Source organism: Falsiroseomonas frigidaquae, from assembly GCF_012163145.1.
Taxonomy (GTDB): Bacteria; Pseudomonadota; Alphaproteobacteria; order Acetobacterales; family Acetobacteraceae; genus Falsiroseomonas; species Falsiroseomonas frigidaquae.
Genome location: NZ_JAAVTX010000004.1, coordinates 657,620 through 683,589, shown reverse-complemented (window position 1 = coordinate 683,589; position 25,970 = coordinate 657,620). Strand labels below are relative to the sequence as shown.

Below are 25,970 nucleotides of genomic sequence, written 5' to 3'. Positions count from 1 at the left end.
GATCAGTACACCGCCTGCTGCTGCGCCGGAGCCACCGCGGACCGCGCCTCCGTGACGGAGGCTGCGACATCCCGCAGCCAATCCTCCCGGGCCGGTTCATGCAGCAGGGACATCATGCTGTGCAGGGCGCGCGGCTGCCGCACCAGGCCGGGAATCCAGCCGCGGGCCGACATTCCGTCCGCGACCTTGAACATGTCGATCGCAGGGTCGCTGCTGCCGACAGCGAGGATCGACAGGTCCGGCTTGCCGACCACCGCCAGGCCATCGATCCGGGAAATCCCCGCCTCGTAGTCCTGGCGCATCGCCAGCAGGCGACGCGTGATCTCCAGATAGCCCTCGCGCCCCAGGAAGTTCAACACCGCCCAGGCCGCGGCCACCGCGCCGCCCGGCCGTGTGCCGACGAAGGTGTTGGTCGCGAAGCGGCCATTCGGCCAGACATCGAGATCGAAGCCCGCTGCGCCCGCGCGCACCGCATCCCTAAAGAAGACGGTGGAGGCCGGCTTTGGACAGAAGCCGAACTTGTGCAGATCGGCGGAGAGTGAGACGACAGCCGGCACCGCAAAATCGAAGGGACCGAACGTCGCGCCAAGCTCCCGCGCGAAATTCGCGACATAGCCGCCGACGCAGGCATCGACATGCAACGCCACGCCGTGCCGTAGCGCGACGTCGCCGATCGCCGGAATGTCGTCCACGACGCCATAGGGAAAGCAGGGTGCGGAGCCGACCAGCAGGATGGTGTCGGCATCGATGGCCGCTTCCATTGCCGCCACATCGGCGCGGTAGTCGGGCGCGACCGGTACGCGGCGGACCTCCAGATCCATCAGGACCGCCGCCTTGTCGAAGGCTGGATGCGCCGAGACCGGCAGCACCAGATTGGCGGCATGACGGCCACCGCGCAGCGCCCGCTGCGCATCCCGCGCCGATTTCACCGCGAGCAGGATGCTCTCTGTGCCACCACCGGTCAGCGTGCCGCTGGCCCCTTCCGGCGCGTGGAACAGGTCGAGCCCGATGCCGAGCACCTCCTCCTCCATCCGACGCAGGCTGGCGAACGCGCGCTTGCCGCCCAGCGCGTTCTCCGTGAAGTAGGCGTTGAAGGCGGCCTTGCCGATCTCCGCCACGTCATCCGTGGCTCCGAAGACATAGAGCGGCACGCGGCCATGCCGCCAATCCGCATCGCCGTCCCGCATCGCTTCCAGGGCATCGAGCAATTCGGCGCGCGGGCGGCCGTTGCTCGGGAAGCGGGTGCGGCTCACAGCTTGCCGACCGTCTTGCGGATCAGGCCGACGAGTTCGTCAACATTCTCGCATGTGTAGGTGAAGGGCGGCGCGAGGATGATGGTGTCCATGGTCACCCGCACCACGACGCCGGCCTGGAACAGCTTGTTCAGCACCTCGAAGCCGCGCGCGCCCGGGGAGGTGCCGGGTGCCAGATCCACCGCCGCCATCAGGCCGAAGCCGCGCGTCTCGGTCACCACGGGCAGATCGTTCAAGGACGCAACGGCTTCGAGAAAATACGGCGAAAGCGCGCGCGCCCGCTCGAACAGCGCTTCCTCCCGGTAGATCGCCAGGCTGGCCAGTGCGGCGGCGCAGGCGGCGGGGTGGGCGGACCAGGTGTAGCCGTGGAAGAACTCGATGCCGCCCATCGGCGCCTGCTCGACGATCGTCTCATGCACGGCGCGGGAGACGGCGACACCGGCCATCGGGATCGCGCCGTTGGTGATCGCCTTCGCCATGGTCATGATATCGGGCGTCACGCCGAAGGCCTGGCTGCCGAAATTGGCGCCCATGCGGCCGAAACCCGTGATCACCTCGTCGAAGATCAGCAGGATGCCGTGGTCGGTGCAGATCTTCCGCAGGCGGTCGAGGTAGCCCTTTGGCGGCACCAGCACGCCCACCGAACCGGCCACAGGCTCGACGATACAGGCGGCGATGGTGTCCGCCCCATGCAGATCGACGAAGCGCTGCAGATCATCGGCGAGGTCCGCGCCGTGCTCGCCCTGCCCCATCACGTTGTGGTTATCGGGGAGGTGGGTGTGGCGCATGTGCAGCGCGCCGGGCATGCCGAGGCCGAACTGGTCCCGGTTGCGCACCATGCCACCCACGGACCAGCCCGCGAAATTCACGCCGTGATAGGCCTTCTCGCGCCCCACCACGCGCAGCCGCTGCCCCTCGCCACGGCGGCGATGGTACTGGATCGCGATCTTGATGGCCGTCTCAACGGATTCGGAACCCGAGCCGACGAAGAAGATCCGGTCGAGTCCGGCCGGCGTCAGCTTGGCCAGCTCGGTGGCGAGCTGGAAGGCGCCGGGGGTGCCGAACTGGAAGGGCGGGGCGAAATCGAGCTGCGAAAGCTGCCTGGCAACTGCGGCGGCAATCTCCGGCCGTGCATGGCCGGCGGGGGTGGAGAACAGGCCGGCGATGCCGTCCAGCAGCTTCTCGCCACGGTCGTTCCAGTAATGGATGCCCTCGGCGCGCACCAGGACGCGCGGATCGTCGCGAAAGGCGCGGTTCGCCGTGAAGGGCATCCAGTGATGCTCATAAGGCTGGTTGTGCGACCGGATCACCGCCTGCGACATCTGTCATGCCCTTGAATGCTCGACAGGCGGATTGGGCGCCTGCGCCGGCGGCCCGCGACAGGTCCACGAAGGGTTAATCGATGGGTCCAGGCCTGCCAGCCACCTCGGCCGCGGCTGCCGCCAGGGCCGCGATGCCGGCGGCGATGCGCGTCGCGGGGATCGAGGAAAGCCCCAGCCGGAAATGCTGCCGCCCGGCGCCAGGCGTGGCGAAGAAGGCCTCGCCCGGCTCCACCAGCACGCCGCGCGTGCGGGCGGCGGCGAACAAAGCGGGGCCATCGATGTCGGCTGGGCAGCACAGCCACAGGCTGCTGCCGCCGGTGCTCGGGCTGCGCTGGAAGCCGGGCAGATGCCGCGCCACTTCCCGTGCCGCGACGTCCCAGCGGTTACGCAGCGCCTCGCTCAGCTTGCGCAGCAGCGCCTGGTAATGGCCCTCGGCGAGGAACAGCGCTGCGGTGCGCTGGTTGTTCAGCGGCACGCTGCGATGCATCAGCCGCCGCAGGGCACGGGCCTCGGCGATCAGCGGCGCCGGGCCGACCATGAAGCCGAGCCTGAGTCCAGGCGCCAGGATCTTGGAGAAGCTGCCGAGCAGGATCACGCGTCCACCGCGGTCCAGCGCCATCAGCGGTGGCAGGGCGATGCTCGGCCCGGCCTCGGTTTCGTAGTCATCCTCGACCAGCAGGGCATCCTCCCGCCCGGCCCAGTCGAGCAGTGCCTCCCGCCGCGACAGTGGCATGGTGATCATGGTCGGGCAGTGGTGACCCGGCGTGACAATCGCCAGCCCCACGCCTTGCATCTGCGCATCCAGCCGCACGCCATGCTCATCGAGCGTCAGCGGGCGGATCGTGGCGCCGTGCAGCTCGGCGATGTTGCGGGCATCCGGGTAGCCGGGGTCCTCGATGCCGACCAGGCCTCCGGGCCGCGCCAGCAGCGAAGCCAGAAGGAACAGGCCGTGCTGCGTCCCGAGAGTCACCAGCACCTCGCCGGGGCGGGGATGCACGCCACGACGCGGCAGCACGTGGCGGCAGATGGCGTCGATCAATTGCGGGTCGTCTGCGGTGGCATGGTCCGCCGCCCAATGGTTCACCGCCGCGCGGCCCAGCGCATCGCGCGACAGGGCGCGCCAGGTGGCCAGCGGGAACAGCTCCGGGTCCACCTGGCCATAGACGAAGGGGAAGGGGTAGCGCTGCCAATCCGTCGGCTTGATGATGTTGCGCTGCCGGTTCGGACGCCGTGCCAGCCTCGCATCCCAGTCCAGGCCTGCCGGCGGAGTTGCTGGCGGCGGGGCCATGCCGCCAAGGCTGGCGACGAAGACGCCCTGACGCGGCTCCACGGCCAGTACTCCGCGTTCGACCAGGGCCTCATAGGCCGCGACCACGGTGTTGCGGGCCAGGCCGAGTTCGCGCGCCAGGCTGCGCGAAGCTGGCAGCCGCTGCCCCGGCGCCAGCCGGCCGGCGTTGATCGCGGCGACCACGGCCTGGCGCAGCGCCATCTGCCTCGGCATGCCGGCATTCAGGTCGAGACCCAGCAGCGAAGACCACATGCGGCCATCCTACAGGAGCGACAGCGCCATCGGAACGCCTCGCATGGTGTCGCATCGGCGCCTGCCCCCACCCCGACCCACCCCCGCCGTCGCGGGGAGGGCGTGCGATGGCCCCTGGCAGCCAGCGTCAACGCGGCGCCGGATGCCGGGCCGACCGGGCGGCTCGTCAGTCGGCGTCGGGCAGGAAGCCGAGCAAGGCCTCGACGCAGGCTTGCGGCGCGGCATCGCCAATATTGTGCGGCATGCCCTCCAGCGAGATCAGCCGTGCATCCGGAATCAGCGCCTGCATGCGTTCATACTGGTCGTGCGACCCGATCGGCTCATGGCCCGGCGCAACCAGCAGTGTCGGGCACTGGATGCGCGGCAGTTCATCCTCCCAGTCGCGGCTCGCCATATGCGCGACGAAGCGGCCGATGAAGGGCAGGTTGTTGCTGCCGGTCTGGCGACAGAACCAGTCGACCAGGCCCGGGTCGCTGTCCGGCGCGAAGCGGTCGGCGATACCCTGCCGCATGAAGGCCTCCAGCCCCATCTCCGCGGCCTTGGCGGGCCAGGTGCCCGCCTGGCTGTTGCGCAGGCCCGGGGTGGAGGCGAACAGGGACAGCGTGGCGACGCGGTCCGGATGTTCCATCGCCAGTCGCTGCCCGACATAGCCGCCAGCCGACAGGCCGACGACATGCGCGCGTGCGATGCCGAGATGGTCGAGCAGTTCCACCACATCCGCAAAAAGGCGCTCCACGGTCAGCGGCTGCGCTTCCGTCGGCACGGCGGAGGCCCCGTGCCCGCGCAGCTCCAGGCTCAGCGTGGTCCGCCGGCGTGCCAGTTGCGGAATCCAGCCGAACCAGCGGCGGTAGGAACCCATCGCGGCGTGCAGCAGCAGCACCGGTGTCGGCGGTGTGCGCCAGGGATCGGTGAAGTCATCGACCCGCCAAGCCAGGCGCACGCCGTCGCTCGCGGTCAGGAAGGCCATGTTGGGCTGCAGCCCGGTGGGATGGGGCATCGCAGAGTCTCCTTGCGCTGTGCTGCGCACAGGGTCCTTCGTGACGCGGCATTGCGCAATCCACCCTGAGGATTACGATGCTGCTTCGAGCCAAGGGAGATCGACATGCCCATGATCCATCGCCGAACGCTGCTCGCCGCATCGAGCCTGATGGCACTTGCAGCCCCCGCGCTGGCGCAAGGTTTTCCCGAACGTCCCGTGCGCATCGTGGTGCCCTTCGGGCCGGGTGGTGGCACCGACAATCTGGTGCGAATCTTGGAGCCGCATCTGCGCGCGTCGCTCGGCCAACCGGTGGTGATCGAGAACCGTGCCGGCGCGGGCGGCACCATCGGCGCCGATCTTGTCGCGCGCTCGCCGGCGGATGGCTATTCCGTGGTGGTCGTGGATAGCAGCTTCGCCATCAACCCTTCGCTGTTCCCGCAACTTCCCTATGACAGCGCCAAGGACTTCGCGCCGGTCAGCCTGCTGGCCACCGGGCCGGTGATCCTGCTCGCGCATCCCGGCGCGCCGATGCGAACGCTGCAGGAACTGGTGACGCAGGCGAAGGCGCAGCCGGGGCGCTTCAGCTATGCCTCCGGTGGCAACGGCGCCTCGACTCATCTGGCGGGCGAGTTGTTGAAGCTGGTCGCCGGCATCGACCTGGTGCATGTGCCGTATCGCGGCACCGGCCCTGCGACGACGGATGTGGTGGCCGGCCATGTGCCGCTGATGTTCAACGGTATCAGCGCCGCACGCCCGCATGTCGACAGCGGCCGCCTGCGTGCGCTGGCCGTGACGGGACCCCAGCGCGCCGCCGCACTGCCGGATGTGCCCACTTTCGCGGAGGCCGGCCTGCCGGATGTCACAGCCTCCACCTATTGGGGCGCGCTCGCGCCGGCTGGCGTGCCCGCGCCGATCGTCGCGCGGCTGTCCGAGGCATTCCGCGTTGCGGTAACGCATCCGGATGTGCAGGACAGGTTGCGCAGCCTCGGCTTCGATCCGATCGGCGGCCCGGCCGCTTCCTATGCCGAGAATCTGCGGACCGAGACGGCGAAATGGGCCGATGTGGTGCGGCGAGCCAGCGTCAGGCTCGACTGAGCCATGCGCTACGCCATGGCCGAGGCGCGGGAATGGGTGCGCGCGGAACTGCGCGGCTACATGACCATCCTCTACACGCCGTTCCAGGCTGATGGCGCGATCGACGAGGCGGGGCTGCGCCACAATGTCCGGCGCACCCTGTCGCTGCCCGGCGTCGGCGGGCTTTCAGTACATTCCCTGCACCAGGAGTTCTGGGCGCTGACGCTGGCGGAGCGCGAGCGGGTGACGGAGGTGGTGCTGGATGAGGTGGCCGGGCGCATGCCCGTGGTCATCGGCTGCTCCGACCCCGCCGCGGCAAATGTCGTGCAACTGGCGCGGCACGCGAAGGCCGCGGGCGCCGACCTGGTGATGGTCTGGCCGCCCTATTACGGGCCGCGCAATGCAGCGGGCGTGCGCGGCTTCTACGAACATGTCGCGGCGCGCATCGACATCGGCATGGTGGTCTACAGTACCACCCTGTCGGAGCTCGGCTACTACCTGGCGCCGGACCAGGTGGAGGCGCTGCTGCATTTGCCGAATGTCTGCGCCCTGCAGAACACCACGCTGGATGTCGCCGCCTATGCACGCATGATGGAGCGCGTCGGCGACCGCATCGCCGTCGCCACCTCGCTCGAGGAGTACTTCCTGCACGGCCGGCTGGCCTATCCGGACCGTGCGCCGCGCTTCATGATCGGCTCCTCGCGCCCCGTGCTGTGCCAGACGCCGGAGACGCCGCATTGCGGCCGCTTCCTGGACGCCGCGCTGCGCGACGACTTCACCGAGGCGGCACGCCACATGCGAAGCCTCGGCGCCATCGCCAGCCGGTTGCAGAGCCGCTACTTCGCCCAGGGGTTCCACCATGTCGCGTTGTTCAAGACACTCGCCGGGCTGCTCGGCATGAATGCGGGCAGCGGATGGCGCCCGGCGCTGGATTCGCCGGATCCGCGCGATGTGGCGGAATGCGTCGCGGTGCTGCGCCAGGCCGGCCTGCTGCCGGGCGAAGCGGCGTGAGGGCACCGTGGGTCGCGGCGCTGGGCGCGACGCTGCTGATGCAGGTCATCGCGTCCTTCATGGCGCAGAGCCTGCCGGTCGTCGCACCGCTGCTGACCGGCAGCCTCGGACTTGCATCGGAGGCGATCGGCAACCTGTCCGCGATCAATGCCTTCGGCACGGTGCTGTTCCTGGCCTTCGGCGGCCCGTTCCTGGCGCGGCTGGGTCCGGTGCGGATGCTGCAGGTGGGCGCCGCGCTGTCCGCGGTTGGGCTGCTGACGCTCGCGGTCGGTACCATGCCGGCGCTGGTGCTGGCGGCGCTGCTGCTCGGCATCGGCTACGGCCCCAGCCCGCCGGCCGGCAGCCGCATCCTGGCCGCCACGGCGCCGCCGAGCCACCGGTCGCTGATCTTCTCCGTCAAGCAGGCCGGCGCGCCGCTGGGCGGCGTGCTGGCGGGGCTGGTGACCGCGCCGGTGGCCAGCGCCTATGGCTGGGGCGCTGCCCTGCTGGTCTGTGCCGCCACGGCGCTGGTCTCTGCGCTGGCTATCCAAGGTCTGCGGCAGGAGTTGGACGCGGAGCGCGACCCGGCACGATCCATCGGTCTGCGCAGCGTGTTCAGTCCGAAGACGCTCGCCGCGCCCTATGCCGCGCTGCGCCTGTCGCCGGCGCTGCTGCCGCTGACCCTGCTCGCCGTGTCCTTCGCCATGGTGCAGGGCTGCCTGTTCGCCTTCACCGTCACCTGGCTGGTGGAAGCCCGCGGCCTGACGCTGGTGCAGGCGGGTGGCGCCTTCGCGGCGATGCAGGGGGCGGGCGTCGTCGCGCGAATCCTGCTGGGGTGGCTGGCGGACCGCACCGGCAGGCCCAGCCTCAACCTGCTGGTGCAGGGCGGCGTGGCGGCGGTGGCGGTGCTGGTCTTCGCCTCGCTTCCGGTCGGCGCCAGCCCGGCCCTGGCGGCAACGCTTGCCGCGGTCGCCGGCTTCGTCGCCGCAAGCTGGAACGGCATCTACCTGGCGGAGGTCGCGCGGCTTGTGCCGCGGGAGCATGTGTCCGACGCCACCTCCGGCTCCACGTTGCTGACCTTCCTCGGCTATGTTGCCGGTCCCGCGATCTTCGCGCTGCTGGTGGCCGCGAGCGGCGGCTGGGGTGTGCCGATGGTGGCGGTGGCGCTGCAGCTTGCGGTGGTGACGGCCCTGGTCGCGCCGGCGCTGCTGCGCCGATAGGTCAGACGAATTTGCGGCGGCGGGTGCGTGGCGGCGGGTCCTTCGGAAAGGCGACGCCGCTGGCATCCACGCCAAGGTCCACCAGCATCTTCGCCTGTGCGATGGCGCAGCGGTAGCCTTCCAGCACCGGCACGTCCCAGCCGATCTCCGCCAGGCGACGGCGCAGCACGGGTTGCAGCCAATACGCCGCGGAACAGCCGAGGATGATGCTCTCGGCGCCATCCTCCTCGATCGCGGCGATGGATTCCGCGACGGCGCTCTCCAGCATGTCCGAGGTCTGGTCGCGCCGGTAGCGCTCGCTCTCATCCTGCACCGAGACGCGGCCGGCATGGGCCGGGCGTGGCAGCGGGAATTCGAGGTTGCGGATCGAGGCGCAGCGGTCGGTCATGCGGTACTGCACCACCAGATCCGCCATCCGGAGGTTATGGTTCTCCGAGATGTCGATGATCGAGAAGCGATGCCCGAGCATTCCCGCCGCATGCATCTGCGCATGCGCGCAGGCGGTGATGGCGATGCCGTGACGATGGCCGATCTCGCGCGCTTCCACATAGCCCGGATCGCCACCGCCGAGCAGGACGATCGCGTTGTAGCGGCCGGTCTCGCAGGCCTCCCGCACCACCTTCAGCCGGTTGACGCCGGTGACGGCGAATTCCTCACGCGTCTCGACCGGCCATTCGCCATGTGTGGCGGGCGCGCCCGGATGCACGTCCCATTCCTCGCCGTCCAGCAGCGGCTCCAGCATCTCGTGGTTCAGCAACATGTCCTGCTTCCGCCCGCTGAAGGCGCGCATGCGGTAGCCGGCGGTATCGGGCAGGGAGAAGGCACTGACCAGCAGGAAGCGGTAGGGCATGCAAGGGTCCTCAATAGGCGGATCGGCCGCCATCGGCCGGAATGGTGGCGCCGGTGATCATCCGCGCGGCATCGGAGGCGAGGAACACCGCAGTCGCAGCGATGTGCTCCGGCTCACCGACCCAGAACGGATAGTCGCGCAGCCGCCCAACCGGGTCCTGCGGGTCGTTATGCTTCGCCTGATCGTCCAGCGCGCCAAAGGTACGGATGATGCGGTCCGTCATCACCCGGCCGGAGGCGATGACATTGGCGCGGATGCCCTGCTTCGCGTAGGTCCCGGCCAGGGCGCGTGTCAGCGACAGGATCGCGCCCTTGGCGGCGCTGTAGACGTGGAACGGGCTGGCACCGCGCAGGGCAGCGCCGGAGGACATGTTGATGATGGCGCCGCCACCGGCGCGGATCATCTCCGGCACCGCATGGCGGCAGCACAGGAAGGTGCCGCGTACGTCGAGGTTGAAGGTGCGGTCGAAGACATCCAGCGGCACGTCGGTAACGGTGCCGTCCTGCGGCACGGTGCCGCCGGCGCAGTTGTACAGGATGTCCAGGCGCCCGAAGCGCGCAACGGCCTTGGCGACTGCGGCGGCCACCTGGGCATCGTCGGTGATGTCGGTGGGTAGCGCGATCGCCTCGCCACCCGCGGCCACGACGGCGGCCGCGGTGCGTTCGCAGCGCGCGGCGTCGAGGTCGCAGACCGCGATGCGCGCGCCCGCGGCGGCGAATGCCAGGCTGGCGGCGTGGCCGATGCCACCGCCGCCGCCGGAGATGACGGCGACCTTGCCGTCGAAGCGAGCGTTCATCGGATCAGCCCGCCTGCACGCCGGCGGCGCGCACGATCGGACCCCATTTCGCCAGCTCCGCCTGGAAGCGGGCGCCATAGGCGGCGGGGGTGCCACCGCGTGGCACGAAGCCGAGTTCCGCCACGCGCTGCTTCACCGCGGGCATCGCGAGCACGGCCGTCAATTCGCGCGCAAAGCGCTCGCCGATCGCCGGGGGTGTCGCGGCCGGCAGCCAGAATCCCCAGATCGTCTCGGCATCCATCTGCGGCAGCCCGGCCTCGGCGAAGGTCGGCACCTGCGGCATGGAGGCGGAGCGGGATTCGCCGGTCACGGCAATCGCCTTCAACCGTCCGGCTTCGACATGCGGCCGGGTCGAGCTGATGCCCGCAAACATCATCTGGGTATGCCCGCCGAGCAACGCGGCCACACCCGGGCCGGTGCCCTGGTAGGGCACATGCACGATGTCGAGCGAACCGACATGGCGCAGCAATTCACCCGACAGATGGGTCGAGGTGCCGTTGCCGCCCGAGGCGAAATTCACGCGGCCGGGATTGGCGCGCACATAGGCTAGCAGCTCCGCCACCGTGTTCGGGGGGAAGCTCGGCGTGGTCACCAGGATCACCGGCGCGGTCGCCGCGAGCGCCACCGGCTGCAGGTCGCGCTGCGTGTCGTAGGGCAGGTTGCGGTACAGATGCGGATTCACCGCGATGGCGGTGTCGATCATCAGCATCGTGTGGCCATCGGGTTCCGCCTTGGCGACGATGTTGGTGCCGATGGTCATGCCGCCGCCGGCACGATTCTCGATCAGCACCGGCTGGCCGAGGCGTTCCTGCAGATGCGGCTGCACGATGCGGCCGAGAATATCGGTGCCGCCCCCCGGCGGCACCGGCAGCACGATACGGATCGGTCGGCTTGGCCAATCCTGCGCGGCGCCGGGTCGCGGCAGGGTGCCGAGGGCGAATGCCGCCGCGGCGGCCCCGAGAGTTCTGCGGTGCATCGATCCTGTTCCCTGCTCGTGATGTTTGATCGGGCCTCAGCCCTTCGCGACCACCTGGTCGCCCTGGCGGGGCCGCTTCTGCCAATCGCGTTCGATCGCCAGGATCTCCGGCGGCTCCACCTGCACGCCGAGGCCCATGATCAGCGACCCGGCCGCAAGGTAGTAGGCCGCGAGCATGGCGATGTCCGTGGCCTGGCGCGTCGTGAAGCTGGCCGATACCGCCTCCCAGATCGGCTCCGGCACGCCGCCGAAGGCGGTGAATGCGAAGACGAAGTCGCACAGCGCCTGGTCGGCGGCGTCCAGCCCATCCGGCGTGCGCCCGGCCTTGATCGCCGCCAGTTCCGCCTCCGTCACGTCATTGTCCAGTGCCAGCGGCGCGTGATGCGCCCAGGCATAGGCGATGTTCCGCCCGACGATGCAGATCACGAGTTCCCGCTGCCGTTCGCTGAGCTCCGTTCCGTAGCGGCCGTAGTGGCCCAGCGCGGAGAAGCGGGCCAGCGCCTCCGGCGCGTGGCCGAGCGAGGTCAGCAGGTTGGAGACCCAGCCACGGCTCGCTGCGACCTTGGCGAAGGCCGCGGCGGTTTCCGGTGCGGTCTCGGGTGTCGGGTCCGGCAGGCGGCAGGCGCGGCCGGGCGCCGCATTCCAGGGCGCGCTCATGCCGGCTTGCCGACGCGGCCGCGGTATTCCCGCTGCAATTCGTCCAGCGTCTGGAAGACCGCCCCCTGCTTCATCAGCGCATCGATCAGCTTCTCCAGCATCAGCATGCGGTGACCGCGACCGACGACATAGGGGTGGAAGGTAAAGACCAGCGCGCCCCATTCCTCCGTGCGCTGCATGTACTCCCAATCCGCCAGCCAGTTCTCCAGCACCGCATTGGCGTTGGACAGGCCGGGCAGCACCTCGGTCTTGGCGCGGATGAACTCGAAATGCGGATGGTCGTCGAGCGACCAGCTGATCGGGATCTCGACCAGGTCCGTCGTCTCGCCGAACTGCATTGGCGCATCCGCCGCCACCACATCGCCGCGTCGCGCGAAGTAGGGGCTGCAATCATGGCCCATCATGCTGCTGTCGTAGCGCAGGCCGTACTGTGAAATGAGGTCGATGGTGCGGTCGCTGATGTCCCAGGATGGCGAGCGGTAGCCGGCCGGCTTGCCGCCTGTCAGCTTCGCGATGCAGTCCATCGCGCGGCCGAATTCGTCGGCTTCGCGCTGCGCCTCCAGCCAGGCCGGCGGCATGTGGCTGTAGCCATGGTGGCCGACCTCGTGGCCGCCCTCGACCACGGCGGCGCAGGCCTCCGGATAGGTCTCGATGACGACACCCGGGATGTACCAGCTCGACTTGATCTGCCGGTCCTTCAGCAGCCGGCGGATCCGCTCGGCGCCGATCACGCCGAACTCGCCGCGGGATGTCGGGGTCGGGGTGGTCATGCCGCGCGCGGCGAAGCCGGACCATGTATCGAAGTCGAAGGACAGGCAGGCGATGTGACGGGGCATGGGATCAGACCTTCGAAGTGCCGAACTTCGCGGACAGGAATGCCAGGATGTCGCTGGTGCAGCGATCCGGCATCATGTCGGCGATGTTGTGCGGCATGTGCTCGTATTCGATCATGGTGACGTCGGGGATGCGCTCACGCATCGTGTCGTAGCTGTTGGCGCTGCCGACCGTCTCGCCGCCCGGATAGATCACCAGCGTCGGCGCCTTGATGCGCGGCAGCTCCGCGCTCCATTCCTGCGTCGCCATGTAGCCGATGAAGCGCACGACATAGGCCGGGTCATTCTCCGCCGTCTGCTCCAGGAACCAGCGCACCATGCCCGGATCGGTGGAGGCCAGGTCGAAGCGCATGTGGATGGTGCGCGTCAGGAATGGCGTCAGCCCCTCCTGCTCGATCAGTGGCAACCAATCCAGCGCCGACGGGCTGAGGCCGGGGGTGGAGCCGACGACGCAGAGACCGAGCACCCGTTCCGGCGCCTTGATCGCCAGCTTCTGCGCCAGGTAACCACCGGCGGAATTGGCCACGATATGCGCCTGCTTCGCGCCGACCGTGTCCATCAGCTCCTCGACGTCGCGCACAAAGCGATCCATCGAAAGCGGCATGTCGGCGGGCGGGATGTCGGAGCCGCCATGGCCGCGCAGGTCCATCCGCACCACCCGGAAGTGACGCGCCAGTGCCGGAACCCAGGAATAGAAGCGCTGCGAGTTGCCCATGGCGGAATGCAGCAGAACCAGCACCGGCGGCTGGGTCCAGGGATCGGTGAAGTCGTCGATATAGTAGGCGATGTTCTGTCCGTCGCTGGCGGTGAAGGTCTGACGCGTGGTCATGTGACGGTGGTTCCTGCAGTTATCAGGTCGAGGTTGCCAAGGCCGAGCCGCAAGGTGCCGGCTTCGGCCTCGGCGATCAGCGCGGCAACCCGCGCATGCGTCGGTGCTGCCAAGCCAAGTCTTGCGGCCTCGGCCGCGATGAAGCCGTTGAAGAAGGCGACCTCGGTGGGGCGTCCCTTCGACAGGTCCTGCAGGGTGCCGGACATGCCACCCTCCACCATGCTGGCGGCCTGGACGGCCATGGCGTCCATCGCAGTGGCCGTGGCCTCGGCATCGCCGGCCGCGGCGCTGATCCAGGCTTCGCCCGGCAATCCGAACAGGCGTTCCAGCGCGAAGCCCATCGCACGGCCAAGCGAAATCGCCTCGGCCCCGAGGCGGATCGCGATGCGGCGCGTATCGTCACGTGAATAGACCGCCTTCAGTGACAGGCCGGTGAGTCCCGACAGGCCGGATGTCATGGTGTTGGCGGTTAGCTTCACCCAGCGCTCGGTCCACAGGTCGCTGGTGACGGTGGCGGTGTCGACATCGGACAGCAGCGCGGCAATGGCTTCCGCACGCGGCGTGCGGCGGCCATGCATCTCGCCGATCTTGAACACCGCCCCGCCGGCGGCACCACGCTTTCGGGTGCGCCGTACCTCACCAGGCCCGGCCATGAAGACGTCAAGCCCGCTGCCGATGCCACCCAGCGTCCGGCCATGCCCGACGAAGCGGGCAACACGCTCCTCCACCAGGGCGTTCTGCAGGGTGACGATGGGGACCGAGGAGGGTAGCCAGGTTGCCAGCAGCGCCGCCGCCCAATCGGTATCGTAAAGCTTCACCGTGAGGAAGGCGACCTCCGCGCCAGCGTCTCGCAGCCGATGCGCATCGCCGAGATGCCAGGCCTGCAAGCGCACCCGTTGTGCACCCTCCGGCGTCGTCATCAGCAGGCCGTTGGCGCGGATCGCCTCGACATGGTCGTGCCAGCCATCGACCAGCACCACATCATGCCCGGCGGCCGCGAGGCCGCCGCCGATAAGGCTGCCGACCGCGCCACCACCCAGCAGCACCACGCGGCCGCGAGTACCTGCGATCATGTGGGCGTGATGCCCGCCCGCTGCACGATCTCCGCGAACTTCACCTTGTCCGCGGCGATGCGCTGCGCGAAGGAGGCCGGCGTATCCTTGGCGGGCGAAATGCCCTGCGTTGCGAAGCGCTGGCCGAATTCGGCGCCGTCGAGAATGGGCCGCACCGCGGAGGCGACCTTGTTGACGATTTCCGACGGCAAGCCCTTCGGTCCGACCAAGCCCCACCAGGCGCCCATGTCGAAGCCGGGATAACCGCTTTCCGCCACGCTCGGGATGTTCGGCGCCATCGCCAGCCGCTCCGCGCTCGACACAGCCAGGCCGCGCAGACGACCGGATTCGATGTGCGGCCAGGTCGGCGGTACCGAGATGAACGAGACCTGCACGCGCCCGGCCGTCAGGTCGATCAGCGCATCGGCGTCGCCGCGGTAGGGGATGTGATTCATCTCGATGCCGGCGACGCTCATGAACAGGCTGGAGGTCAGATGCGGCCCGGCGCCGACGCCGGAGGAGGCATAGCTCAGCCGGCCCGGCTGCGCCTTCGCCAGCGCCACCAACTCCGCCACGCTGCGCGCGGGCACACTCTCATGCACCACGAGGAAATAGGGCGCGGAGGCGCACATCGCGATCGGCGTGAAATCCGCCACCGGGTCGAAGCCCACATCCCGGCGCACGAACGGCGCCAGCACCTGTGCGCTCGACATCATGTACAGCGTGTAGCCATCCGGATCGGCCCGCTTCGCGGCATCGGCGGCGATGGTGCCGGCGGCGCCGGTACGGTTCTCCACTGCGATCGGCTGGCCGAGCGACTGCGACAGCGGCGTCGCCACCGCGCGTGCGACCAGGTCATTCGCCCCGCCGGCGGGGTAGCCGACCAGGATGCGAACCGCCCGCGTCGGCCATTCGGTTGATTGTGCCCGGGCCGTCCCCGCAAGCGAGGCGGCACCGAGCCCGAGCAGCGCCGTGCGGCGCGTCAGGCCGGGCATGTGAAGCCGCCCTGCCTTCGATGATGAATCCATGGTGCCGTCTCCTGTTCTGGCTGGTGGTGACGTGCGACTTTGCTTCCCTGCGATCCGAGGGTTCATCCCCCGAGATTCTGCTTCCTCTGCCATTTGAGTTCGATGGCGAGGATGTCCGGTGGCTCGACCTCGACGCCGAAGGCCAGCAGCATGGTGCCCAGCGCCAGGTAGTAGCCGGCGAGCAGCGCGATATCCGTGATCTGGCGCGGCGTGAAATGTTGGTTCAGCTCTGTCGCGAGCTCCGGCGCAAGGCCCTGGCCGGCCAGGAAGGCGAAGACGTAGTCGCACAACAGGCGATCCGCCGCGTCGAGGTCGCCGGGCGTGCGACCCGCGATGACGGCGTCGATCTGCGCTTGGCTCAGCCCGGCCTGCAGGCCGAGCGGGGTGTGGTGTGCCACTGCGTAGGGAACGCCGCGTCCGGTGATCAGGATGACCAGTTCCCGCTGCGGCTCGGACAGCTCGGTGCCGTAGCGCCCGTAATGGCCGACGGCGGAGAATACGCGCAGCCCCTCGGGCGCGGCGGTGAGCGACCGCATCGCATTCGAAACCCAGCCCCGGCTGGCCGCCACGCGGTCGAGCACGGCCCTGGATTCCGCGCTTTCGGCAACCTGGTCGAGCGGGAGGAGCTTCATGCGCAATCCTTGTCGCAAACCTGGGCCAGGAGGGCGATCCGGGCCGCTAAATCCACGGCTTCCCGCGGATTTCTGGCCTTTCCGAGTGACCCATGCATAATATATTAGTGTCACGATGACTCCACCCAAACCATCGCGCAAGCCGTCTATGGCACCCTCGTCGACGAAATCGATTGTGCCGACCCCGGCGCATCCGATCTACCCGAGCCGGCAGGAGGCGGTGGCGGCCGCGCTGCGCCTGGATATCCTGCAGGGACGGATCCCCGCGGGCGCGCGCCTCGACATCGACGAGATCGCGAACCGGCATCGCGTCAGCAGGACGCCAGTTCGTGACGCGCTGAAGCAGCTGGAGGGCGAAGGCCTGATCCAGGTGCTGCCCTATCGCGGCGTCGAGGTCACACGCCTGACGGCCGGGGATCTGCACGAGCTGTTCGCCATCCGCATCGCGCTGGAGCGCCTGGCGCTTGCGCAGGCGGCGGTGAAGGTGACGGATGCCGAACTCAAGCAGTTGCGTCGCATCCTGCGCCGGATGGACAAGCTCCCGATCCGTGACGAGACCTGGATGAAGCTGAACGCGGCGTTCCACGACGGTCTTCATGCGGCGTCGCGATGGCCGCGCCTGGTTGAGTTGATCCGCGTGCAGCGGACGAATGTGGAGCGCTACGTTCGTGCAGGGGCTGCGCATCTCGGCGCCGAGCAGCAGCAGGCGGAGCATTGGCAACTGGTCGAGGCATTGACGGCGCGGCAGCCGGAGCTTGCGGCCTCTCTCATCGCACAGCATCTGTCGCGGACCGCCGACACGCTGGCGCGGATGAGCGCCGTTGCCGCTTCCGGTCCGCAGGCAGCGGACCACGAGGGAGGGGAGCCATGCTGAACATGGCGCCCTTCTGCCTGATGCGCGGCGCCGGCGTATCCTGACCGGCGCACCAACGCCAAGCTTCAGCGGCGACTGCGCTCAATCGCCGCCAGCGCGATCGGTGCCCATTTCGCCCGCTCCGCCGCACCGCGCTGTGCGAACTCCTCGGCCGTGCTGTGCAGCGGGGCCATGCCCTCGCGCTCAAAGGCCGCGACAACGGCGGGGTCGGCGGTGGTGGCGTTGATCGCGCGGTTCAGCTTCTCGATCACCGCCGGCGGCGTGCCCTTCGTCGTCATGATGCCGAACCAGCCGCTGACGACGAAATCGCGGAAGCCCTGCTGCTGCATCGTCGGCACATCCGGCAGCAACGCCAGCCGCTCCGGCGTCGGCACCGCCAGGGCACGCAGCGTACCGTCGCGGACCTGCGGCAGCGCCGTGGGCGTGGTGGCGAAGCAGAAATCGATGCGGCCGGCCATCACATCCACGAGCGCCGGCGCACCGCCGCGATAGGGAATCTCGATGGTATCGATTCCTGCATCCTTCTGCAGTAGCAGCCCGGCCAGCCAGGGGCTGGAGCCGATGCCGGGATGCGCCCAGGACAGCTGGCTGGGCCGTGCCCGTGCCGCAGCCACAAGATCCGCCACGCTGCGCCACGGGCGGTTCGCCGGCACCACCAGCACCGTCATCACATCCGCGACCAACGAGACCGGGGCGAGATCGTTCATCGGCTTGATCGGCAGACTGGGCTCTGTGATCGTGTTGATGATCAGCGAGCCCATATTGCCGGTGCAGATGGTGTAGCCATCGGCCGCGGCGCGAGCCACCGGCTCGAAGGTCAGCATGCCGCCGCCACCGCCCTTGTTCTCGACCACCACATTCTGGCCGAGGCGGGCTGCGATGCCGGGGGCGACGAGCCGCGCCGTCAGGTCCTGCGACCCACCTGCGGCGGAACCGACCAGCATGCGGATGTTCCGCGTCGGCCAGGCCGCATCCGCACGGGCCGTTGCGGTGGCGGCGAGCGAGAGCGCGGCACCTGTCAGCAGGCGGCGTGTGATCATGGCTTCCTCCCTGGCATGGCCGAAGGCGCCCAAGCGCGCATCGGCGCGTTCCTCCACCGGCCCTGCATCCTTTGCGGCGCTTCGACCGGCCGGTCGGTCGAAACGCTAAACCTGCGTTCAGTTACTGGTCAAGCGATCTGCGGCAGCTTCAGCAGCAGGGCATCGAAATCCGGCGCGGCCTCATGCGCCACCCAATGCCCCGCCCCTTCCAGCAGCTCAATCCGAGCATCGGGGCGCAGTGCGCGCAGCCGCGCCATCCGCTCCGGCAACACGGCAGCGCAGAAATTGTCGTGGCTGCCCCAGACCACCAGCGGCGCCACCGCAAGGCGCGGCAGCGCGGCGCCAAGGTCGAGGCCCTCGCGCGGCAGCGGCGTGGCGCGCAGCTTGCTGGCGTTGCGGTCCTCGATCTCCATTGCCAGCCCATCCACGGAAACGGGATCCGCTAGCATCAAGCTCAGGATGTTCGCGCGCAGCGCCTCGGCGCGCGCCTCCGGCGGCAAGCCGCGAAGGCGCCGTGTCGGCCGCGGGGTGAAGGTGCCGAGACCACCCGGCGCGGCAAGCACCACACGGCGCACAGCCTCCTGCTCCGCCGCCGCCAGCAGCCCGGCAAGCGCACCACCGAAGGAGAAGCCGGCGACCGCATAGCGCGCATCGGCGCCGAGGATCCGCCGCAGCCCCTGGCCCAGCATCTCCGCCAGATCTGCGTGCAGCGTGCCCGGCGGCGCCAGGTCCGAATCCCCCATGCCGGGCAGGTCCGGCACCAGCAGGCGATGCTGCCGCGCCAGCACAGGGATGTTGCGCGCCCAATGCATCCAGGACCCGCCCCAGCCATGCAGCAGCAGCAAGGGCGGCCCTTCGCCCCAGCCGCGCCAGGCCATCACGCCATCGCCACACGGCGTGGACCAGCGGGCGGCCTCGCGGTCCAACCGGTCCAGCAGCTTGGCGGCGTCATCGCGCTCCATCGGCTCAGCGCCCGGTGAAGCGTGGCGGGCGCTTCTCCATGAAGGCGGTGCGGCCTTCGCGGTAGTCGGCGCTGTCGGCGCAGGTCGCCGCCAGGGCCTCCAGCCGCGCCAGGTCACGCTGTGCCGGGTCCTGCAGCACCGCGGCGATGCCGAGCCGCGCCGCCTGGATCGCCAGCGGCGCGTTCTGCGCGATCTCGCCAGCCAGCGCCAGCGCCTCCGCCTCCAGCGCATCATCGGGCACGGCCTGGTTGATCAGGCCAATCCGCTCCGCCTCCTCCGCCCCGATGCGGCGCGCGCTGAACAGCAGCATGCGGGCGCGGGCCGGGCCGATGAGGGAGACCAGTAGGCGCAGCCCCTCGAAGCCATAGGCGATGCCGAGCCGAGCGGCCGGGATGCCGAAGCGGCTGCCAGCGCCGGCCAGGCGCAGATCCGCCGCCATGGCGATGGCCAGCCCGCCGCCCAGGCAATAGCCGCGGATCGCCGCGATCAACGGCTTGCCGAAGCCGCGCAGCGCGTCACGGCCGGACTGGATCCGCGCGGCATAGTCCCGCTGCGCCGCATGGTCGCCGCGCTGGCTTTCGAACTGGCTGATATCGGCGCCGGAGACGAAGGCCTGGTCGCCGGCGCCGGTGAGGATGACGACGCGTACCGCGGGATCGGCCTCCATCCCCTGCAGGATTTCCCCCAGCCCCTGCCACATCTCGACGGAGATGGCGTTGCGCTTCTCCGGCTGGTTGAAGGTGACGAGGCCGATGCCGCCGGCCTGCGCCGCCAGCATCCGCCCCTCCGCGAAGGCGTGCGGCGGGCCGAGGTCGCTGAAGCGCTTCATGGTGCGGCTCCGGTCACGGCATCGATCTCCGCCTCGCTCAGCCCGGCCTCGCGCAGCACCTCCCGCGTGTGTTCGCCGGCCTCGGGCGTCGGCCGCCTGACGGCGCGCACATGGCCCGAGAAATCCAGCGCCGAGCTCACCACATCCACACGGCCGAGCGCCGGGCTCTGCATCGGCATCGCCAGGCCGAGGTGCTGCACCTGCGGATCGGCGAAGACCTGGTCGATGGCGTAGATCGGCCCGCAGGGAATGCCGGCTTCCTCGAACAGTTCGATCCAATGCGCAGCGGGCTGGCTTCGCGTTACTTCCGCGATGGCGGCGTTGATCGCCACGCGATCGGCGCTGCGGCCGGCCTGCGTGGTCCAGCCGGGCCTTTCCGCCCAGTCGGGCCGGCCGATCGCGGCACAGAAGCGGGTGAACAGGCGGCTGGAACTGGCGGCGATGTTGATATGACCATCGCTGGTGGGGAAGACGCCGGTCGGAATGCCGGTCGGGTGGTCATTGCCAGCCTGGCGGGCCACCTCCTGGTCCACAAGCCAGCGCGCCGCCTGGAAATCCAGCATGAAGACCTGAGCCTGCAGCAGCGAGGTGGTGACCCAGCGGCCAACCCCCGTCCGCATGCGCTCGTACAGCGCCATCATGATGCCGAGCGCGAGCAGGTTGCCGGCGGTGAGGTCCGCCACCGCGATGCCGGCCCGAACCGGCCCCTGGCCCGGCAGGCCGGTGATCGACATCAGGCCGCTCATCCCCTGGGCGATCTGGTCCACGCCGGCGCGATCGGCATAGGGGCCGTCCTGGCCGAAGCCGCTGATGCTGCCATAGACGATGCGCGGATTGACGGCATGGACATCCGGCCAGGCGACGCGCAGGCGCCGCTTCACGGAGGGCCGCATGTTCTCAACCACCACATCGGCATCCCGCAGCAGGCGCAGGAAGGCGGCATGGCCGGCCTGGCTTTTCAGGTCGAGCTGGATGGCGCGCTTGTTACGGTGCAGGTTCTGGAAATCGGCGCCGTGGCGGCGCCCGGCGACATCCTCGCCCGGCCCGGCCGGCGGCTCGAGCCGGACCACATCCGCACCCCAATCGGCCAGGTGTCGCACGCAGGTCGGGCCGGCGCGCGCCAGCGTCAGGTCCAGCACGCGCAGGCCCGCGAGCGGCCCTGCGGCGGGTGCATCATGAGGGGCATCCGGCATCCACAACCTCCCTTGCTCCGGGCTTCGACCGACCGGTCGGTCGATTAGGCGCGCAGCCGCGCCGCCTTGGCAAGAGGGGCGCGTTCAGCCGGGGCGGGGCATGAAGCCGGCGACGATCATGCCGTAGAACTGGTCGGCGATCTCGGGCGCGGTCAGCGGACCCTCCGGGTTGTACCAGCGGGGCAACCAGCTCAGCGTGCTGGCCACCAGCCGCCCGGCCAGCGCCACATCCATCGGCCGCATATCGCCGCGGCGGATGGCTTCCTCGATGATGCTGCGCAGCAGCGTCTCATACCGGTCGCGCCATTCCAGGCGCTGCTTGCGGCGGCGGACCTGCGGATCGTTCCAGAAGATGGCGGATCCGGCGATCCAGGCCCAGCGATAGCGCTCGAAAAAGGTCGCCGTCTCCACCATCAGCGTCCGCAGGCGCTCCAGCGGCGGCCGCTCCGGATCGTCCAGCGCGGAGACGTGCTGGAAAATGGACCGCGTGGTGCCCATCACCATCGGCCGGATGATGGAATCCTTGTCCGGGAAGTAGTGGTACAGCGTGGCCTTGGAGATTCCGCATTCCTGCGCGATGTCGCGCATCGAGGTGCGGTCGAAGCCCTGCGTGGCGAACAGCTTGGCCGCCGCGGTCAGGATCTGCAGCATCCGTTCCGGCGGCGGGCTTTGCGATGCGCTGAGGCTGAGAAGCTCGCTGAGGTCTTCCATGGGCTTTCCGGTTATCCGGCCTTGACCGATCTCAGCCGGCCCGGCGCGGACCCTTGCGGCGGCGGGCCGGCGCTGTCAACCGGCTTCGCGCCGCAGGATCACCGCATCCACCGCGACGCCACCCTGCGGCAGCGCGATGAAGGGATTGATCTCGACGCTCGCCAGCGCATCCCGGTGCCGCAGGGCGAAGTCGGAAAGCGCCACCAGCGCAGCCGCCAGCGCCTGCAGATCCATCGGTGGACGGCCGCGCGCGCCCTGCAGCAGCGGCAGGCCGCGAATGCCGTGCAGCTGCGCCAGCGCCGCCTCCCGCGTCAGCGGTGCCAGGCGGAAGACCACGTCGCGGAACACCTCGACGAAGACACCGCCGAGGCCGAACATCACCAGCGGGCCGAAGACCGGGTCGATGGTGACGCCCAGCACCGTCTCCACGCCGCCGGTGACCATGGGCGCCACCAGCGCCCCATCCAGCCGGGCCTGCGGCGCCTTGGCCGCGACCTCCCGCATCATCGCCTCCCAGGCGCTAGCAACCTCCGCCGCGTCGCGTAGGTTCAGCCGCACGCCACCGACATCGGATTTATGCGCGAGATCGGCTGAGAGCACCTTAAGCGCCACCGGGAAGCCAAGCGCCTCGGCCGCCGCCACCGCTTCCTCCGTGCTGCGGGCGGTGCGTTCAGGCGCGAAGCGAATTCCGGCGTCGGTCAGCAGGCGCTTTGCCGCGGCCTCGTCCAGCGGGCCGGACGGCAGGGGAAGTGCCGGCGGCAGCGGCGCGGCCGGCAGTGCGGCGGGGCGGGCGCGCAATCGTGCCAGGGCGCCGGCCACCGTCGCCGCGCGGCTCGGATCCTCGATCACCAGGAAGCCCAGCGCCTCCAGCTCCAGCCGCGTCGCCGGCGGGCAGACGAAGCACAGGATGAAGAGCTTGTCCGGATGCGCGGCGCGCAGCCTGGCGAGCATCGGGCGCAGCGTCTCCATCGCCCGCTCGCTCAGCCCCATCAGCGCCAGGAAGGCGATGACGATGTCGAAGCCATCGCCCTCCATCATGATGTCGATCATGCGGCCGAGCAGCGTGCGGTCGTTCACCACCTGCGCGGTGGCATCCACCGGGTTGCGCGGATTGGCAAAGGGCACCAGTTCGAGGATGCGGGACTGTGCCGCCGCGGGCAGCGCCGGCATGTCCAGCCCGCGTGCCTCCGCATGGTCCGCCAGCAGCACGCCGACGCCGCCCGAGATGGTGATGACGCCGAGCCGGTTTCCCGGCGGAAAGACGCCGGCGGCACAGGCCAGCGCGACATCCACCATTTCCTCGATCGACTGCGCGCGATGCACGCCCGCCTCGGCAAAGGCGGCGTCATAGGCCGCATCGGTGCCGGCCAGCGCGCCGGTATGGGACGCCGCGGCATCCGCGCCGAGTGCGGAGGTGCCGACCTTCATCGCCACCACCGGCTTGCCGCGCGCCGCCGCCAGGGCCAGCGCCGCGCGCATCCGCGCCCCGTCGCGGCAGCCCTCGATGGAGATGACGATAACCTGCGTCGCCGGATCCTCGGCGAACCAGGCGATGCAGGCGGCGACATCCACATCCGCCTCATTGCCCGTGGCGACGAAGTGGCTGATGCCGGCGCCGCGCTGGTGCAGCAGCGTGTAGCAATAGGTACCGAAGGCGCCGCTCTGGCTGGCGATGGCGATGCCGCCCGGCTTCGGCCAAGTGCCCTGCAGGGAGGCCGAGAAGGTGCAGAACACGCCATCCGCCGGATTGAAAAGGCCGAGGCAATTGGGCCCCAGCATGCGGATGCCGGCCTGCCGGCAGCGCGCCGCCATCGCCGCCTGCCGCGCGCGCCCTTCCTCATCCACCTCCCCGAAGCCGGAGGTGAACATCAGGATGGCGCCGGCGCCGCAGCGGATGCAGGACTCCACCGCCTCCTCCGCCATGCGCGCCGGCAGGGCGATGACGACGAGATCGGCCGGGGCGGGCAGATCCTCCAGCGTGGCGAATGCGGGCAGGCCCTGGACGGTGGGCTGCGCCGGGTTCACCGGATAGATGGCGCCCGTGAAGCCGCCCCGCAGCAGGTAGTCCACCGGCCTGCCGCCGATCTTGCGCGGGTCGCTCGAAGCCCCCAGCACCGCGATGCTGCGCGGCCGGAACAGCGCATCCAGCCCTTGCGGCCGTGCCGCCTGCTCCAGGATGGTGTCCACGCTCATTCGATCCGCAGGTTCAGGCGCTGCACGATGGCCTGTTCCTTGACCACCTGCCGGCGCGCGAAATCGGTATAGGCGGCGCTGTCCATGTACATCACCGGCTGGTCGAGCCCCTGCAGATAGGCCAACGAGTCCGGATGGTAGAGCGCCTCCTTGAAGGCGTCGTGCAGCACCTTCACGACGCCGGGATCCATGCCCTTCGGCCCGGCCAGGCCATAGGGCGATGTGGCGACGATGTCGTAGCCGAGATCCTTCAGCGTCGGCGCATCCGGGTAGCGGGCGATGCGCTCGGGCGTCCACACATTCAGCAGCCGCAGCCTTCCGTCCAGCACCAGGGAGGACCAGTGGCTGGCGGTTGCCACCGCATCGATCGTGCCGCTGAGCAGCGCGCTGGTCAGCTCGCTGCCACCGCGATACGGCGCATGCAGCCATTCGACCTTCTCGATCTCCGCGATGCGGTCCATCACCACATGCGATTCGGTGCCGACGCCAGGCGAGCCGTAGGAGATGCGCCCGGGCTGGCGCTTGGTGGCCGCGACAAAATCCGCCCATGTCCTGTGCGGTGAATCCGCGCGCACGACCAGACCGAAGGTATAGCCGGTGAGGCAGATGATGTAGGTGAAATCCTCCACCGGATCATAGGGCATGCGCGGCATCATATAGGGCACGCGGAAGACGGAGCCCGGGATCTGCGCCAGCGTGTGTCCATCCGCCGGCTCCGACGACACAGCACGTGCCGCCAGCGTGCCATTGGCGCCGGCGCGGTTCTCGATCACCACCGGCTGGCCCAGCTTCGGCCCGACCAGATCCGCCAACACCCGCGTATAGACATTGGGGCCTGGCGCCCAGGCGGCGAAGATGCGGACCGGACGGTTGGGGAAGCCGGCGCGCGGCTGCGCCAGAGCCGGCAGGGCCAGGCCGCCGGCCGCCGCGGCCAGCACGCCGCGTCGCGTCAGATTCGTTGTGATGTTTTTCATCGTTTCCTCCTTGCTCGGACGCGTCAGGCGGCGGTGGAGACCTCCGCCGCCAACGCGCGCAGATGGTGGTCGGCATCACCGAAGGTCGTGTCGATCGCGGCCAGCCGCTTGAAGGCGTGGCCGGCGGCGTATTCGGTGGCGATGCCGATGCCGCCATGCATCTGCACCGCCTGCTGGCCGATCAGCCGCGCGGAGCGGCCGATCTGCACCTTCACGGCGGAGAGCGCCGCGCGCCGCGCCGCGGCCGGCTCATCCAGCATCATTGTCGCGTACATCGCCATGCTGCGCGCCTGTTCCAGCGCCACCATCATGTCGGAGGCACGATGCTGCAGCACCTGGAAGCTGCCGATCGGCGCGCCGAACTGCTTGCGTGTCTTCAGGTAGTCCAGCGTCATCGCATGCAGGGCGGACATGGTGCCGACCGCCTCGGCGGCCAGCGCAGCCATCGCCTCATCCACCACACGCTCGACCAGCGCCAGCCCATCCTCCGCCTCGCCCAGCACCGCCTCGGCGCGCGCGGCGGAGAGGGTGATCTCCGCGCCGCGCTGGCCATCGACCATGGAGTAGCCCTGACGCAGCACGCCCGGCGCATCGCCGCGCAGCAGGAAGACGCCGATGCCGCCGCGATCATGCCGCGCCCCGGCACAACGCGCGGTCACCAGCAGCCAATCCGCCGTGTCGCCGTGCAGCACAACGCTCTTGCGGCCTTCCAGCACCCAGCCATCGCCGTCGCGCCGCGCCGTGGTGGTGATGTCGGACAGGCTGTAGCGGGATTGCGGCTCGGCCTGGGCGAAGGCAAGCAGCGCCTCGCCGGCCGCAATGGCGGGCACCATGCGCTGGCGCAGCGCCGCGTCGCCGCCGTGGCGCAGCAGCCCGCCGCCGAGCACGACCGTGCTGAGCCAGGGCTCCAGCGCCAGCACCTCGCCCAGCGCCTCCGCCACCAGCATCGTCTCCACCGGGCCGCCGCCAAAGCCGCCATCCGCCTCGGCGAAGGGCAGGCCCAGCAGGCCGAGCTCGGCGTAGCGGCCCCACATCGCGCGGCTCCAGCCCGGCGCCTCCGCCTGGTAGTTGGCGCGGCGGTTGAAGCCATAGTGATCGGCCAGCAGGCGCCGCAGATTGGACTGCAGCAACCGCTGTTCCTCCGTCAGGTCGAAATCCATGCG

The 25,970-nt window shown here is 69.7% G+C and carries 25 protein-coding genes; 4 read left to right on the top strand and 21 right to left on the bottom strand.

Translation table 11 applies throughout. The features are described 5' to 3' along the window. Positions 1-2: 2 nt before the first annotated feature. From HB662_RS15940 to HB662_RS15925, 4 genes are all read right to left on the bottom strand, one after another. On the bottom strand, positions 3-1,253 hold the full coding sequence (locus HB662_RS15940) for an aminotransferase class V-fold PLP-dependent enzyme (RefSeq protein WP_168050779.1): 1,251 nt from the start codon (positions 1,251-1,253) through the stop codon (positions 3-5). After that, positions 1,250-2,575: an aminotransferase class III-fold pyridoxal phosphate-dependent enzyme gene (locus HB662_RS15935; RefSeq protein ID WP_168050778.1), complete on the bottom strand. Its 1,326-nt coding sequence runs from the start codon at positions 2,573-2,575 to the stop codon at positions 1,250-1,252. Before HB662_RS15935 ends, HB662_RS15940 begins: the two co-directional genes overlap by 4 nt. A gap of 73 nt (positions 2,576-2,648) precedes the next feature. After that, positions 2,649-4,115, bottom strand: a complete 1,467-nt coding sequence (pdxR, locus tag HB662_RS15930; RefSeq protein WP_245185653.1) for a MocR-like pyridoxine biosynthesis transcription factor PdxR — start codon at positions 4,113-4,115, stop codon at positions 2,649-2,651. Positions 4,116-4,281: 166 nt separating this feature from the next. Further along, on the bottom strand, positions 4,282-5,112 hold the full coding sequence (locus HB662_RS15925; protein WP_168050777.1) for an alpha/beta fold hydrolase: 831 nt from the start codon (positions 5,110-5,112) through the stop codon (positions 4,282-4,284). 111 nt (positions 5,113-5,223) lie between these two features. Between HB662_RS15925 and HB662_RS15920 the strand changes: the two genes are divergently transcribed. From HB662_RS15920 to HB662_RS15910, 3 genes are read left to right on the top strand one after another with little or no spacing between them, the layout of a single operon-like run. Continuing rightward, entirely contained in the window at positions 5,224-6,189 is a 966-nt protein-coding gene (locus HB662_RS15920) for a tripartite tricarboxylate transporter substrate binding protein (protein ID WP_245185652.1), read from the top strand. Between the two features lie 3 nt (positions 6,190-6,192). Further along, positions 6,193-7,179 (top strand): dihydrodipicolinate synthase family protein, encoded by a 987-nt coding sequence (locus HB662_RS15915; RefSeq protein ID WP_168050775.1) that lies wholly within the window; start codon positions 6,193-6,195, stop codon positions 7,177-7,179. Continuing rightward, positions 7,176-8,378, top strand: coding sequence for an MFS transporter (locus HB662_RS15910; RefSeq protein WP_168050774.1), 1,203 nt, complete (start codon positions 7,176-7,178; stop codon positions 8,376-8,378). Before HB662_RS15915 ends, HB662_RS15910 begins: the two co-directional genes overlap by 4 nt. Position 8,379: 1 nt before the next feature. On the opposite strand, the gene HB662_RS15905 is transcribed toward HB662_RS15910, so the two are convergent. The 9 genes from HB662_RS15905 to HB662_RS15865 form a co-directional block, all read right to left on the bottom strand. Continuing rightward, a complete protein-coding gene (locus tag HB662_RS15905; protein WP_168050773.1) occupies positions 8,380-9,228 on the bottom strand; it encodes an aspartate/glutamate racemase family protein in 849 nt (282 codons plus the stop codon). A gap of 10 nt (positions 9,229-9,238) precedes the next feature. Beyond that, positions 9,239-10,024: an SDR family NAD(P)-dependent oxidoreductase gene (locus tag HB662_RS15900; RefSeq protein WP_168050772.1), complete on the bottom strand. Its 786-nt coding sequence runs from the start codon at positions 10,022-10,024 to the stop codon at positions 9,239-9,241. Positions 10,025-10,028: 4 nt separating this feature from the next. Next, entirely contained in the window at positions 10,029-11,000 is a 972-nt protein-coding gene (locus HB662_RS15895; RefSeq protein ID WP_168050771.1) for a Bug family tripartite tricarboxylate transporter substrate binding protein, read from the bottom strand. A 36-nt stretch (positions 11,001-11,036) separates the two neighbouring features. Beyond that, on the bottom strand, positions 11,037-11,657 hold the full coding sequence (locus HB662_RS15890) for a carboxymuconolactone decarboxylase family protein (RefSeq protein WP_168050770.1): 621 nt from the start codon (positions 11,655-11,657) through the stop codon (positions 11,037-11,039). Then, positions 11,654-12,493, bottom strand: coding sequence for a polysaccharide deacetylase family protein (locus tag HB662_RS15885; protein ID WP_168050769.1), 840 nt, complete (start codon positions 12,491-12,493; stop codon positions 11,654-11,656). Before HB662_RS15885 ends, HB662_RS15890 begins: the two co-directional genes overlap by 4 nt. Before the next feature lie 4 nt (positions 12,494-12,497). Continuing rightward, the gene (locus tag HB662_RS15880) at positions 12,498-13,319 is read right to left on the bottom strand and encodes an alpha/beta fold hydrolase (RefSeq protein WP_168050768.1); all 822 of its coding nucleotides are present in this window, start codon (positions 13,317-13,319) and stop codon (positions 12,498-12,500) included. Further along, positions 13,316-14,392, bottom strand: coding sequence for a ketopantoate reductase family protein (locus HB662_RS15875; protein ID WP_168050767.1), 1,077 nt, complete (start codon positions 14,390-14,392; stop codon positions 13,316-13,318). Before HB662_RS15875 ends, HB662_RS15880 begins: the two co-directional genes overlap by 4 nt. Continuing rightward, a complete protein-coding gene (locus HB662_RS15870; protein WP_168050766.1) occupies positions 14,389-15,366 on the bottom strand; it encodes a Bug family tripartite tricarboxylate transporter substrate binding protein in 978 nt (325 codons plus the stop codon). The genes HB662_RS15875 and HB662_RS15870 overlap by 4 nt, the downstream gene beginning before the upstream one ends. 95 nt (positions 15,367-15,461) lie before the next feature. Next, a complete protein-coding gene (locus HB662_RS15865; RefSeq protein ID WP_168050765.1) occupies positions 15,462-16,031 on the bottom strand; it encodes a carboxymuconolactone decarboxylase family protein in 570 nt (189 codons plus the stop codon). A gap of 148 nt (positions 16,032-16,179) precedes the next feature. On the opposite strand from HB662_RS15865, the gene HB662_RS15860 reads away from it, so the two are divergent. Beyond that, entirely contained in the window at positions 16,180-16,905 is a 726-nt protein-coding gene (locus HB662_RS15860; protein WP_168050764.1) for a GntR family transcriptional regulator, read from the top strand. A 65-nt stretch (positions 16,906-16,970) separates the two neighbouring features. Here HB662_RS15860 and HB662_RS15855 read toward each other — a convergent pair whose 3' ends face one another. From HB662_RS15855 to HB662_RS15820, 8 genes are all read right to left on the bottom strand, one after another. Beyond that, positions 16,971-17,945, bottom strand: a complete 975-nt coding sequence (locus tag HB662_RS15855; protein ID WP_168050763.1) for a Bug family tripartite tricarboxylate transporter substrate binding protein — start codon at positions 17,943-17,945, stop codon at positions 16,971-16,973. 128 nt (positions 17,946-18,073) lie between these two features. Further along, complete coding sequence (locus tag HB662_RS15850) at positions 18,074-18,907, bottom strand: alpha/beta fold hydrolase (RefSeq protein ID WP_168050762.1); 834 nt, start codon at positions 18,905-18,907, stop codon at positions 18,074-18,076. A gap of 4 nt (positions 18,908-18,911) precedes the next feature. Next, positions 18,912-19,736 carry an enoyl-CoA hydratase gene (locus tag HB662_RS15845; RefSeq protein WP_168050761.1) on the bottom strand — a complete coding sequence of 275 codons (825 nt, stop codon included), beginning with the start codon at positions 19,734-19,736 and terminating at the stop codon, positions 18,912-18,914. Beyond that, positions 19,733-20,929 (bottom strand): CaiB/BaiF CoA transferase family protein, encoded by a 1,197-nt coding sequence (locus HB662_RS15840; protein WP_168050760.1) that lies wholly within the window; start codon positions 20,927-20,929, stop codon positions 19,733-19,735. Before HB662_RS15840 ends, HB662_RS15845 begins: the two co-directional genes overlap by 4 nt. Positions 20,930-21,013: 84 nt before the next feature. Further along, positions 21,014-21,640 (bottom strand): TetR/AcrR family transcriptional regulator, encoded by a 627-nt coding sequence (locus tag HB662_RS15835; RefSeq protein ID WP_168050759.1) that lies wholly within the window; start codon positions 21,638-21,640, stop codon positions 21,014-21,016. Positions 21,641-21,715: 75 nt separating this feature from the next. Continuing rightward, on the bottom strand, positions 21,716-23,827 hold the full coding sequence (locus tag HB662_RS15830; RefSeq protein ID WP_342449520.1) for an acetate--CoA ligase family protein: 2,112 nt from the start codon (positions 23,825-23,827) through the stop codon (positions 21,716-21,718). A 2-nt stretch (positions 23,828-23,829) separates the two neighbouring features. Then, positions 23,830-24,807, bottom strand: a complete 978-nt coding sequence (locus HB662_RS15825) for a tripartite tricarboxylate transporter substrate binding protein (RefSeq protein WP_168050757.1) — start codon at positions 24,805-24,807, stop codon at positions 23,830-23,832. 23 nt (positions 24,808-24,830) lie between these two features. Then, positions 24,831-25,967, bottom strand: a complete 1,137-nt coding sequence (locus tag HB662_RS15820; protein ID WP_168050756.1) for an acyl-CoA dehydrogenase family protein — start codon at positions 25,965-25,967, stop codon at positions 24,831-24,833. Positions 25,968-25,970 lie beyond the last annotated feature (3 nt).